Raw genomic sequence first — 12,453 nt, 5'->3', positions numbered from 1 at the left:
TTTGATATATGCGACTGCTATTCTTACTATTATCTACCTTCTGCCTACAGGTCTTCGGGCAAACCCTACAGTATGAAAAATCTGACAGTGTCAAGGTTGAGCAGCTTCTCGCCTCTGCACGCAAGCAAGACAAAGGTACAAACATGGTGATTTATTTTGCTCGTCAGCTGATTGGTACGCCTTATGTTGCCAAGACCTTGGAAAACAACGACCGGGAGAACTTGGTTATCAACTTGCGCGAACTTGACTGTACAACGTATGTGGAAAATGTTTTGGCACTTTTCTTATGCCACAAGAACCATCAAAAGCGTTTTCAAGACTTTTGCCAATTTCTGCGACTCATCAGATATCACAATGGAAAAGTGGCTTATCCCAACCGTCTTCACTACTTCTCATCCTGGATAGAAGACAACGTGCGCATGGGCTACATCCAACATGTTGAAGAGCTTGACCCGCCTTTCTCGGCTACACAGGTGCTTGACCTGCACTACATGACAACCCATCCGCAATATTATCCGATGATGAAGGGTAAGCCGGAGGTCATCGCAGCCATTCGAGAGATGGAGATTGAGCTAAGTGGCAACGAATATCTGTACATTCCCAAGGACAGCATTCGCAATACGCCCCTCCTCAGGCAATGCATCAAAGACGGTGACATCCTGGCTATGCTCACCAGCCGAAAAGGGCTGGATACCAGTCACGTCGGCATAGCCATCTGGCACGATGATGGCCTGCATCTGCTCAATGCCTCCTCCATTCACGGAAAAGTGGTGGAAGAACCGATGACCCTCAAGACGTACATGAGTAGGCAACGCTCACAAATTGGCATCAGGGCGGTCAGGTGTGCCGGACAGTAAGCTCAAGGGTTGACGGCCAATTGAACAGGTCTTTTTATTCAACCTCAAAACACAGGTGTTTACCGGCTTTTCCCATTGCCGTGTAATCTCATTGAGTTTGGTTGTCAAAGTGATAGAGTTTGGTTGTCAAAGTCAATGATATTGGCAGTTAAAGTCATGGAGATTGGTTTTCGAAAGAAAAACAATGGAATCAATCAAGCTACAGAGTGATGACAAAATAAAAAGAACCCATAAAATAGAGTGGATTCACAGCTATTTTTCGTAACTTTGTCAACACAACGAGAATAAATTATCATTAACAAATAAAAGATTCGAAAATGAAAATTGATCAATTCAATTTTGCTGGAAAGAAAGCAATTGTACGCGTAGACTTCAATGTTCCATTGGATGAAAATGGAAAGGTAACCGACGACACTCGCATTCGTGGTGCTCTGCCTACGCTGAAGAAAATTCTTGCAGACGGCGGTGCTGTCATCATGATGAGCCACATGGGCAAGCCCAAAGGCAAAGTGAAGGCTGAATTGTCACTCAAGCAAATCGTTAAGAACGTTTCAGACGCTTTGGGCGTTGACGTGAAATTTGCAAAAGACTGCGCTCATGCCGAGAAAGAAGCAGCTGACTTGAAGATGGGTGAAGCACTGTTGTTAGAAAATCTTCGCTTCTATGCCGAAGAAGAAGGCAAGCCCGTAGGTGTTGAAAAAGGCACACCGGAATACGACGAGGCAAAGAAAGCCATGAAGACCAGTCAGGCAGACTTTGCCAAGAAGTTGGCTTCGTACGCAGACGTATATGTAAACGATGCCTTTGGTACCGCTCACCGCAAGCACGCTTCTACAGCTGTGATCGCCGATTACTTTGACGCCGACAGCAAGATGTTGGGCTACCTGATGGAGAAAGAGGTGACTGCCATTGACAACGTGTTGAAGAACGCACAGCATCCTTTCACCGCCATCATCGGCGGCAGCAAGGTTAGCTCTAAGCTGGGTGTTATTAAGAACTTGCTTGACAAGGTAGACAACTTGATTATCGGCGGTGGCATGGGTTATACCTTTGTCAAAGCACAAGGCGGCAAGATTGGTAAGTCGCTACACGAAGATGATTTGATACCAGAGGCTCTCAATGTGATGAAAGCCGCCAAAGAAAAGGGCGTCAACCTGTCGTTGTCGGTAGCAACCGTTTGCGGAAAGGAATTCTCAAACGACACCGAACGCAAAGTGTTCCCCATCAATGAAATTCCAGACGAGTGGGAAGGCATGGACGCATCGGAAGAGAGTTTGGAGAACTGGAAGAAGATTATTCTCAATTCCAAGACCATATTGTGGAACGGTCCAGTTGGCGTGTTCGAGTTGGAGAACTTCGCACACGGTACTGGTGAGATTGCCAAGTATGTAGCTCAAGCCACACAAGAGAATGGTGCATTCTCTCTGGTTGGCGGTGGCGACTCAGTGGCTGCTGTCAACAAGTTTGGCTTGGCCGACAAGGTTTCTTACGTGTCTACTGGTGGTGGCGCTATGCTTGAAGCCATTGAGGGAAAAACTCTTCCCGGTGTAGCTGCCATTAAAGGCTGAAACCAGCATGCAAGGGATATTTTCTTGCAGGCATAAATAAAATTGGGTAGGAGGTAAATGTTATTCATAAAAGGCATTTATCTCCTACTTTTCACATTTAGAGTGCTGTACAACAAAGCCGTGAAAGCCCTTAATACTTATCATTATGTAGCTACTACTCAACGACTGCTCGGTAAACTTGAAAGCTATTCCCTAACTCTCGTCAGGCTGCAACAGCAAGCTGTGCAACTGACAAATGCCCTTGAAAGTAAACAAGAATGAATGCTGATAAATCAGCATACCCAACGTTAGTACCGTGCTACGGTTTAATTATTACCTAAAACATCATTTTTTTCAACTAAACTTAAATTCTCGATGAAATATATGTTCGATGTTAGTGGAGTTAATTCTAACTTTAAATCATATTTCTCTCTTAAATCATCTTGTGTATAACCAGTTAAATTTACATTTCTTTTAAAATTAAAATCTTTAAACCTAAACAACACTCCATCTATTCGACCTGTATAGTACCCATTGAGAGATGTTTTAAATATTTCCAACTTTGAATTATCCTTTCTAATTAATAGGAATGAAAATAGAACAAAGTATAATATTAAAAATAACATCAACATCCTCATTAACAAAGTAAATCTTTTTAATGTACTTTTATCGTTTGTGACTACCAATGTAATCAAAACCGCTATAAGTAAAAGTATAACATAATAAAGATACGTTGTCATTAAAGTAGAATAGTAATAATAAAATGATATTGTACCTATAATTATTAGTAAAATATTCTCAACTTTTTTATTTTTCATTTCTTTTATCACTATGACTACTACTTGTAACCGCTTTAACAGATTTCACTACTATGTCTGTTTTAGCTTTTACCCCCGTCTTTTCTTTTGCGTATTTTCTTGCATTTGCATTTGAATTACCTCTAACAATATCAGCCTGATGTTTGTCACTTTTTATTCTTGCATCATTCTTACCAGCGTGAGTATTTCTTTCTAGTTTACTAAGTTTCGAATACAATTTTTTATTACTATCCTTCAGTGACCCTAACAGTTCATCTGCTTTTTTGTTAGTAAGGCCGTCTGACTCATTGCCTGCATAAGGGATTCGTATTGGGTGTCCCTTGTACTTACAGATATAGGTTGCATTTGGGGGCTTATTTTAAAATTCAATCCTAACTTCTTATTGTTTATGGTTAACAACTATTTAACGTCATTCATTCTAATTTATTGCTTTCGCCCTTTTATGTTCATACTATTCCTCCCACTTTTAGCGAGTTCCATTGAATTGCAGTGCGGACATTGAACATAACTTCTAACCTGGAGCGCAAAGTGCCGAAGCGTTCTCGTAAAGTCTTTTTTCTTTGTTTTGGGTAAAAAAACAGCCAAAGGCTGAGCCTGCCTTTATACCATATTATTTAGAACTAAATTGATTATCAGGTGGTTATCGTTTTCCAATGACAATAACCTCGGGCAGAGCTTTTATTTGCATCTATCACTTATTTGGAATATTCATAATTTCTTTATGAATCTCCATTGGCATTCCCCAATTGTGGCATTTGAATAGCTTTTATTACTTCGCCTCGATGATTAGTCCATACCTTAATACTACAGCCCACAGCAGCTATCCCTGTTGATGTTATAGTATAGACGGAGTTTCCTTTTAGACTTATTCTTTTTTCGCTTGATTTTATTCCATCACGATAAACAGAGTAGCCCTTGGGGATTCTGTCTAAATATATTCTTTGGGGAGGAGAATTTGCTGAATCAGTCCAGAATAAGGATATCGCCCCTTCGTATGATTTTCCATCTGGAGTAATTGAGTCATTCTCAATACTAAGATTATAGAAAGAACTCTTATATGCACATAAGGATTGAGAGCCGAAATTAAAGTAAAAATCAACTTCTCTATTACAGCTGCATAATAATAAAGAACATATAATAAACGTTACTTTCCTATTCATTACTTTATTATGATTAGATCTTTCGTATAAATTCCACCATTTATCAATTGTCTCAATTATCTTATCTTGAGAGTTTTCTTATTATAAAATAGGTTTCTTAAGCCATTTTTTTTGAATTTTATTATCAACAAATTTATTGAAATTTTCAAACTCTTGTGCTTCTTTGTCTGCATCATGCTCCTTCGGTGAAGTAGTACATACCAGTTTCTTCATCAAACTCCTTGGCGTTGAGTTCTACTCTACAATTGGCTGCACTCGGCATGGAATAAGCAAGCTTGCCTCTGCCCTCGTTGACACAATCGTTGAATCGATAAGGTGTGTTCCAAGTGTTATTGCAATTCGCTTTCCCTGCGATCGCCGATTTCCGCTTTGGAGCGCCATTACGTAGTAAATAGACCATATAGTATAAATCCAACGCCACCTACATATCCTTGAAGTGATGATATATAAGCGTTAGTCCATTTAGAATATGTATTTTTATCAAAATAAGTATAACAACAGCATAATATACCAATATATATAGAGCAATAGTTATCATATTTTTGTGTAAAAATATTAACACTCCCAATAACAAGACCTATCAAAAGACCTATCAAATAGAAAAGCCGATAGTTACTCATGAGTTGCCTCTTTTTTAACAATATTAGAATGAATATACTACTCAGTAACACCCCACATCCCCACATTATATGCATCATTTTTCCTTCCTTTTAGAATTTTCTTCTTTCTTTTTTTTCAATTATTTTATCAGTAACTCTTTCTAATCCGGAATTTTTCAGATTACGTCCCTGGTCAAGTATTTCTGTACCGAGATTAAATCCCTCTTCGCCTATCTTTTTTCCAACACCAGGCACTAACTTATTTAAGAGTATCTCAGTACCTTTTTCAAATAGTCTAAAAGCTGCATCTTTTAATCCATTACAATAGTCACCATTTGCAACATCTAATATCATTTCCCCCGCACTTCCGACTGATGACACCACATTTCCTGCAGCCACCATAGGCACACCGACCTCTGCTCCAGCTACACTTAGGGTTGCAGCATATCCACCTAAAGCAACACCATCACCAACATCTTGCATTCCTTTAACAACTTTCGTACTAAATTTATAATGACTTGTTATTTCAAATCCTTCATCAGAATATCTAAAAGTATTATAAGTGTATCTGAATTGTTTGTTTGTTGTATTTTTATTTTCAATTATTGGACCTGCCTTTTGCTTATGCCAAAGATTATACCATTTTCGTGACAGATTAGCTATCCATTTCTTTCCAAATCGTCCATCGTGATCTATATAAGACAATGGATTATTGAAGCAATAAGAATAAGTAGAAATGCGTGGGTATTTCTTTTCCGAAGGATCCGTACTCATCCACAGACTCAATCTCGGCTCATAGTATCTCGCACCATAATAATACATACCTGTCTCCTCATCAAACACCTTGGCGTTGAATTTTACTCTACGATTGGCTGCACTCGGCATAGTGCAAGCAAGCTTGCCTCTGCCCTCGTTGGCACAATCGTTGAATCGATAAGGCGTGTTCCAAGTATTGTTGCAGTTGGCTTTCCCTGCGGCCGCCGATTTCTGCGTAAGCTCCAATTCATCAATGAACACTTCGCCAAACGGCACATACTCGATGTGCTGCATGACCTCACCATCCAAGTTGGTGATGTAGCTACTGCTACCCAAATGGTCTGGGTGATAGTAGAACTGCAGCCGCTCGTTAGTGCCAGCTTCGCCAGCTCTCGTCTTGACCATCGCCCTTGCCTGCGCCGCCTCCGGCGTGCCGTCGTTGCAGCAGAATTGGTGTGCCAACGAGTGGAAAGTGAGCTTGCTCTATCTTTTCCGAGTGCAGCCGACAATGTCCTTTGGACAAACTTGACCGTTTACGTAGTCGTCATTGTCCTGACCGTTGTATGCGATGTCAAAGGTACGATAATTTTCCTTGATCGCCTGCAACTGCTCACTATATTTTTCTTTTAGTCCACCGTCAAGCCATCAGCTTCATTGCCCGCATACGGTATTCGTCTTGGATCTGTCCCTTATGTTCACCGATATATGCTGCTTTTTGATTTTACTTCAAATTCAATCATAACTTCTTATTGTTTATGGTTATCAATTATGTAACGTCATTACTTCCTGTTTATTGCTTACGGCTTTTAATACCCTTATATGGGTAATGATGAACACCCATATAAGGGTATTGCCTGTTACCCTTATATGGATGTTGGAGCGCGCTCTTGTATGGGCAAGTTCAAACAATCTAAATATGGTTTAGCACTCTCTTGTTGTTTTAATGTTATACATTCTGTTATTTATCGCTACTGTGGCTTGCCGTTTGTGTGCCACGTTTGTTGTTCTTTAATTTGACCGTCATATTTTGAAAATTAATGCTTCTAACATTTATTTCACAACTTTGTTGTTTAACTCATTTATAATATATTGTTCCTTTCGCTTAACTTGCTTCTTGGTAAAATCACTATATACACCTCTTCGCCTCTGCGCAAGATGTTTTCCTATAAGGCTATATGCTTCTTTTAATTTTCCAAGATTTAATTGACAAATAGCCTTTAGATATAAAGAGTCGTTTTTAATAGACATTGCCCATTTCAGGCCTTCCCCATGAACTCCATATGCAATAGAATTTATCCTTCTTTTAAGTATTCTATTCAATTGTACAATGGCTTTTAAATATTTTTCATTTGAGTATAAAGCAACTGCATAATTGTACATTACAAGCACATCATTGGGCTCTAACTGAATAGCTTCCATGGAAGCTTGTTCACTTTCTTTATACATGCCAAGCATATAATAAGCGTTTGATAATTCCGTACATATAAAATATTCAGATGGGTATTTAATTTTCATTTCTATCAAATAAGTCTTTAAAACTTGCCAATTAGAATTACTTTTCAAATTATCTAAGGTGTTTTGAAACTTCATTATTTCTTCCTTTGATAGTGTTATTTTCCTTTCCATTACTTCCCCTTTCTTTTATTGGGATTAGGCCTCTTTTTATAGACTTGTTTTTATCCCCTCGATTATTATTTCCATGTTATACATTCTGTTATCTATCGCTATTGTAGCTTGCGTTTTCGTGCCACGTTTGTTGTTTCTTTCGATTGTTCTTTACTGTTTTATATATACATACAATGAAACCGATTACATTCACCGCGATACCTATGTAAATAATAATGTATTGCTCTTTTGATATACACGGTTCCCAATCGTTATCTAAACAAGGTTCACACAATGGCTGATAATATCTAAACAACAGAAATAAGACGAAGTCTATTACCGTCAGTCTAAAGAAACAACTTTTAAAAAATCTATTTATCAGGGGTGTCTTTATCGATTTCATACCTAAATTCCCTTCCTTTGTTTTTAGGATTTTTAATCCAATTATTATATGCCTTCATAGAGCCTTTTAGAATACCATCTATATTTCTCTACTCTACTTTCCTGTGCGCGAATTACCCTTTTTTAAAAGGTTTCTTAATGCTATACATTCTTTCATTTATTGCTGCGATGGCTTGGCGTTTGTGTGCTAAGTTTGTTGTTCTTTTTATTCTGACAACTCCCGATTTGGAACATTACCAAAAATCATGTGTTATTTGTTTTCATATATAATTTCTTTTGTTTCATAGTGTCGTCTATATATTTTTTCTAATTTTACTATTCGATTATTTTTATCATAAGTAAATACACATGTATATGAAATAATGATGTCAGACATATTGGGCTTGTAAGTATAACTATATTGGGTAATAAGACTATCCTTGACTATAATGTTAATACTAACTACATAGTCAACACTGGCATCAAGATACGTGTAATACTTATTGATATCTTGTATAGAAATCTTTTTTCGCTCCCCTATAGGCTTTGTAAACGATAAGATTTCGCTTGGGTCATAACTTGACAAAATATCAGCAATAATACACGCATCTTTATATACAACCTCGGGATATTTTAGAATTATTCCATAATCAATCAGGCTATAAGATTGATATAAAAATATCTTTTGATATTTGATTTCATCTGCGGACAATTTAACCAATCTACCTCGTTTATTATACACCCCGATTTTTTTTTCGTTTAGAAATAAACTTCTCTCTACCTTACAACCATTGCTTAAAATTTTTACAACAGTTTGTGATTTCAATTCTAAACTATTTAGAATTGAAATCACAGAAAGTATCAATATAGCACAAAATCTCATTACTAATCTTTTATTTAGTTTCTATAACTCATCATCCCTTTTGACAAAAATCTATCCTTAATGGTCAAAAAATGAGCGGACATAGCAAATGATTTGTGAGTCAGTCAGTTCTGATTATTTGACCATTCGGGGGAAAAACCGCCAAAAGACGGACTTTTGCCAACTTTGGACAGAGCAGCGTTACTAAAACATTACCCTATATCCAAGTAGAAAGGAATGGCAAAAACGGTAACGAACGGGCTAATCCCCAACTGAAATCTTCCGCAAAGATAGCCCAATAAAGGGAGAATGGGAAGAAAAAAGGCAAAAAAATGAATGCTTGGAATCTTTCCCATCAAAGTACAATGAATTGCGTATCAGCGGATAACCTGACAATAAATAGTTTTGTAACTTATAAAAGGTCAGAGTTATGCGAAGTACGTTTAAGGTTCTGTTCTACCTCAAAAAGAACGCCCCGAAGAAAGACGGTTCCGTTCCCGTGATGTGCCGTATCACTATCGACGGAACCATTGCACAGTTCAGTTGCAAATGCGACATTCTCCCCAATCTATGGGATGTCAAGAGCAACCGGGCTTCGGGAAAAAGTTCCGTCGCATTGGAAACCAACCGCTTCTTGGACAAGATTCGGGTGGGTATCAATGCCAAATACAAGGAGATTGCCGAAAGGGACAACTATGTCACGGCGGAGAAAGTAAAGAACGCTTTCTTGGGTTTGGAGATGCGGTACGAGACACTGCTGACGGTCTATGCCCAGCACAATGAGGATTTTGCCAAGCAGGTATCTGCCGGTCTGCGTCGCGATTCCACATACCATAAGTATTGTACCGTTTACAAGCACTTGGAAGAATTTATCAAGACACGCTATCGTCTGAGCGACATTGCCCTGCGAGAGCTTACACCTGCATTCATCACGGACTTTGAGATTTTCCTCCGCACGGAAAAGCAGTGCTGCAATAATACCGTATGGATCTACATGATGCCTTTGCGCCGAATGATTACCATTGCCCAGAATCACGGCTGGATTGTTCGAGACCCTTTCGTGGATTACAGCATCTCCGCCGAGAGTACGGAAAGGGATTATTTGACCAAGGACGAGATACGTCAAATGATGGATTTGAAGTTTCGCCGCAAGTCCATGGAGTTGGTGCGTGACCTGTATGTTTTCTGCTGCTTTACCGGCTTGTCGTTTACCGATATGAAGAACCTGACCAAAGACAATGTGCAAACTTCATTCGACGGCAAATTGTGGATTATGACCAAGCGACAGAAGACGGGCGTGGAATCCAACATCATGCTGATGGACATTCCATTGAGGATTATCGAAAAGTATGATGGCATGGCAAAGGAAAATTATCTCCTGCCCGTTCCTCAGTACATTACCGCCTGCAAGAACCTTAAAACAATCATCGGACTTTGCGGTATAGAAAAGAACATAACGTGGCATACCAGTCGCCATACCATGGCAACGGAAATTTGTCTGACCAACGGAGTTCCCATCGAAACGCTCTCCAAGATGCTCGGACACACGAATATCCGCACGACACAAATCTACGCCAAAATTACCCACGAGAAGGAAAGCCGGGATATGAATTCCCTTTCCGACAAGTTAAGCCGGATAGAACAGTTTAGCGGTATTACCATATAATAATAAGGAAGAATGTCTATGAAAAGAGAAATCATAACCATTGGCGGTAACGGAGAAATACATATCCCAGCTACTCGCGTTTGGATGTCTGCTTGTGAGATTGCCGACCTGCTCGGGGCATTCTCCGGCAAGGTGAGCGCACAAATCAAAGCGATATTCAAAGAAGTTCTCCTGATGGAGACGGAAGCGATGAGAACAATCCACTCCGAACAAGGATTTATTGATTTATACAGTATCGAAATGATAACGATGCTGTCGTTTCGTATTGCCACACCACAGGCAAAGACTTTGCGAAGGTGGATAATCGGCAGGCTTTCGGAGAAGAAAGTTTCCTCTCCACCCATGATTGTCTGTTACACCGTTGGCAGACAACATAATTAAAGAAAAGCAGGCAGTAAGAAGATAATTCCTACTGTCTGCTTTTTGCTTACTGCACATTCCGTTGTAACTTGATTTGGGCGTATGATGAGCCAATGAAGAGAAGTGGTCGAAGAAGCCATCAAATCTTACGTAAGAATCTCGGAAAACTTACGTAAGTTTTCTGAAATCTTACGTCACTTTTTTGAGAGCTTGTTTTATCGTGGTCAAAACAAATCGACAATACGACAAAAATCAAGGCAACAGCGACAAACATTTCATCATTCCTCAAATCGTGGGTGGTAGTTCTCTTGCAGCAACTTTTCTACCTCCTCCTCTTTATAGAGGACTTTCCCTCCTAATTTGACAAATGGAATACGCCCCATATCACGATAGTCTTGCAGGGTGCGTCGATTGACATGCAGCCGTCGGGAAAGTTCCTCGTCCGTCAAGTACCGCTGCCCTTGAAGCGTTGGTCTGTTTCTTTTCCTCAGGGCATCTATCCCTTTTATCATACGGTCGGAGGCATTGAGGAAGTGCATGATTTCTTCGTCATTCTTGGTCTTTACATTATTACTCATAGTTCTACTTTGGATTTAGTGGTGATTAAGATACTGTGTTATGTATGGAGAGACCGACTTGTCTACCAGTTTCTGAACATCCTCCGGTTTATAGTACATCTTGTAGCCTATCTTCGTATAGGGTAAAGTCCGGTTACTCCGATAGGTTTGCAGTGTACGCAAGCTGACGTTCAGGATTTGGCAGACATCTTGGTTGTCCAGCCATTTGCCCATTCTTTTCTCGTCCGATTCCCGACAGAGGGCATCGACCTTGGCGGTCAGGATGCGGAAACGCTCCATCATGGCTTCATACGTTTTCTTTTCGATTGCTATTACTTCCATATATCAATTTTTAGTTTGGATATTACGATATGCAAATGTAATGACAGCGTATGCGAGAAAGAGATACTTTCATCAAATTGCGTGCTTGTGGCTTTGATATGACAGCCTGTGTCTTCGGGCTTGAATACTTGACAATAAAAATCTCTATTCAGTACATATTTAGCATACAATCCAAACGATTTCAAAGCCCGAACTTTGCACCATAATCAAATTAAAAGAGCGATGGATGTCATTACAATTGAGAGCAAAGCCTACCACGATTTGGTGGGCAAGATAGAGAAAATTCTCCGATATGTGGAGAAAGAGGAACAGGCGAAGGAAGAATACGAAAACCGCCTGATAACCAACAAGGATTTAGCCGAAATACTCGGCATCAGCCAACGCACCCTCCAACGGTTGCGAAGTTCGGAACGTATCGGTTACAAGATTATCCTTGGACGATGCTATTACGACTTAAACGACATAGAGGAGGCGATACGCAAGAAGAGCCTGTACTGCAATCCTCAAAACATCAAAGAGCTGAGACAGAATTTCCTGCTTAAAGCCAAGAGAACGAAATAGCATATGGAACTATTGGACAGAGACACTTTTCTTGAATGGATGGAGCGGATTATGACCCGTTTCGACCATCTGAAGCAGACCATTCCCGATATTCCCCAACGTCCGATGCTCAACGGCGAGCCGCTCTTGGACAATCAAGAGGTCTGTATGATGCTGCAAGTCAGCAAGCGAACCTTGCAACGTTACCGAGATTCGGGGACGCTGCCGTTCCACATCATCTATCACAAAACGTGGTATCTGGAATCAGAGATAACTGCCTTTATGGAACATCATTTCACCGAGAATAAGAAACGGAGAAGAAAGAGGAAAAAAGAAGAATGAGTTCTTTGCTTTTTTATTTTAGTTGTGCAAATCCCGTCCCGTCGTGATGACGAGGCGGGAT

At 39.8% G+C, this 12,453-nt stretch carries 14 protein-coding genes and 2 pseudogenes; 7 read left to right on the top strand and 9 right to left on the bottom strand.

The annotated features are described in order from the left end of the window. Positions 1 to 8: 8 nt before the first annotated feature. The 3 genes and pseudogenes from HMPREF1254_RS09610 to HMPREF1254_RS09600 all read left to right on the top strand — a co-directional run. Positions 9 to 857, top strand: a complete 849-nt coding sequence (locus tag HMPREF1254_RS09610; RefSeq protein ID WP_023058423.1) for an N-acetylmuramoyl-L-alanine amidase-like domain-containing protein — start codon at positions 9 to 11, stop codon at positions 855 to 857. A gap of 317 nt (positions 858 to 1,174) precedes the next feature. Next, positions 1,175 to 2,425, top strand: a complete 1,251-nt coding sequence (locus HMPREF1254_RS09605) for a phosphoglycerate kinase (protein WP_023058490.1) — start codon at positions 1,175 to 1,177, stop codon at positions 2,423 to 2,425. A gap of 102 nt (positions 2,426 to 2,527) precedes the next feature. Continuing rightward, positions 2,528 to 2,686, top strand: a pseudogene (locus tag HMPREF1254_RS09600) (hypothetical protein); the annotation flags it as partial. Positions 2,687 to 2,730: 44 nt separating this feature from the next. Here HMPREF1254_RS09600 and HMPREF1254_RS09595 read toward each other — a convergent pair. The 7 genes and pseudogenes from HMPREF1254_RS09595 to HMPREF1254_RS09570 all read right to left on the bottom strand — a co-directional run bounded on the left by HMPREF1254_RS09595 (position 2,731) and on the right by HMPREF1254_RS09570 (position 8,606). Next, complete coding sequence (locus tag HMPREF1254_RS09595) at positions 2,731 to 3,222, bottom strand: hypothetical protein (protein ID WP_036878936.1); 492 nt, start codon at positions 3,220 to 3,222, stop codon at positions 2,731 to 2,733. After that, entirely contained in the window at positions 3,212 to 3,439 is a 228-nt protein-coding gene (locus tag HMPREF1254_RS09590) for a hypothetical protein (protein ID WP_036878934.1), read from the bottom strand. The genes HMPREF1254_RS09595 and HMPREF1254_RS09590 overlap by 11 nt, the downstream gene beginning before the upstream one ends. Positions 3,440 to 3,941: 502 nt before the next feature. Continuing rightward, a complete protein-coding gene (locus HMPREF1254_RS11865; protein WP_081699068.1) occupies positions 3,942 to 4,382 on the bottom strand; it encodes a hypothetical protein in 441 nt (146 codons plus the stop codon). A 172-nt stretch (positions 4,383 to 4,554) separates the two neighbouring features. Further along, positions 4,555 to 4,782 (bottom strand): hypothetical protein, encoded by a 228-nt coding sequence (locus tag HMPREF1254_RS12075; RefSeq protein ID WP_036878931.1) that lies wholly within the window; start codon positions 4,780 to 4,782, stop codon positions 4,555 to 4,557. Between the two features lie 877 nt (positions 4,783 to 5,659). Then, a pseudogene (locus HMPREF1254_RS12380) lies at positions 5,660 to 6,426 on the bottom strand (RHS repeat domain-containing protein); the annotation flags it as partial. A gap of 361 nt (positions 6,427 to 6,787) precedes the next feature. Then, positions 6,788 to 7,363 (bottom strand): tetratricopeptide repeat protein, encoded by a 576-nt coding sequence (locus tag HMPREF1254_RS09575; RefSeq protein WP_036878928.1) that lies wholly within the window; start codon positions 7,361 to 7,363, stop codon positions 6,788 to 6,790. A 631-nt stretch (positions 7,364 to 7,994) separates the two neighbouring features. Beyond that, entirely contained in the window at positions 7,995 to 8,606 is a 612-nt protein-coding gene (locus tag HMPREF1254_RS09570; RefSeq protein ID WP_036878925.1) for a hypothetical protein, read from the bottom strand. 409 nt (positions 8,607 to 9,015) lie between these two features. Here HMPREF1254_RS09570 and HMPREF1254_RS09565 point away from each other — a divergent pair, with 409 nt between their 5' ends. After that, the gene (locus HMPREF1254_RS09565; protein WP_023058482.1) at positions 9,016 to 10,251 is read left to right on the top strand and encodes a site-specific integrase; all 1,236 of its coding nucleotides are present in this window, start codon (positions 9,016 to 9,018) and stop codon (positions 10,249 to 10,251) included. A gap of 18 nt (positions 10,252 to 10,269) precedes the next feature. Continuing rightward, a complete protein-coding gene (locus HMPREF1254_RS09560; protein WP_036873657.1) occupies positions 10,270 to 10,632 on the top strand; it encodes a hypothetical protein in 363 nt (120 codons plus the stop codon). A 257-nt stretch (positions 10,633 to 10,889) separates the two neighbouring features. Here the strand turns inward: HMPREF1254_RS09560 and HMPREF1254_RS09555 are convergent, their stop codons facing one another. Then, a complete protein-coding gene (locus HMPREF1254_RS09555; protein WP_023058498.1) occupies positions 10,890 to 11,189 on the bottom strand; it encodes a helix-turn-helix domain-containing protein in 300 nt (99 codons plus the stop codon). A gap of 15 nt (positions 11,190 to 11,204) precedes the next feature. Then, positions 11,205 to 11,510, bottom strand: coding sequence for a helix-turn-helix domain-containing protein (locus HMPREF1254_RS09550; RefSeq protein ID WP_023058447.1), 306 nt, complete (start codon positions 11,508 to 11,510; stop codon positions 11,205 to 11,207). Positions 11,511 to 11,732: 222 nt separating this feature from the next. On the opposite strand from HMPREF1254_RS09550, the gene HMPREF1254_RS09545 reads away from it, so the two are divergent. Continuing rightward, positions 11,733 to 12,071: a helix-turn-helix domain-containing protein gene (locus HMPREF1254_RS09545; protein WP_023058439.1), complete on the top strand. Its 339-nt coding sequence runs from the start codon at positions 11,733 to 11,735 to the stop codon at positions 12,069 to 12,071. 3 nt (positions 12,072 to 12,074) lie between these two features. Then, a complete protein-coding gene (locus HMPREF1254_RS09540; RefSeq protein ID WP_036873533.1) occupies positions 12,075 to 12,392 on the top strand; it encodes a helix-turn-helix domain-containing protein in 318 nt (105 codons plus the stop codon). The last annotated feature ends 61 nt before the right edge of the window (positions 12,393 to 12,453 follow it).

Source organism: Prevotella sp. BV3P1, assembly GCF_000479005.1.
Lineage (GTDB): Bacteria > Bacteroidota > Bacteroidia > Bacteroidales > Bacteroidaceae > Prevotella.
The sequence above is the reverse complement of the archived record's forward strand: the minus strand, read 5'-3'. Positions and strand labels throughout refer to the sequence as shown.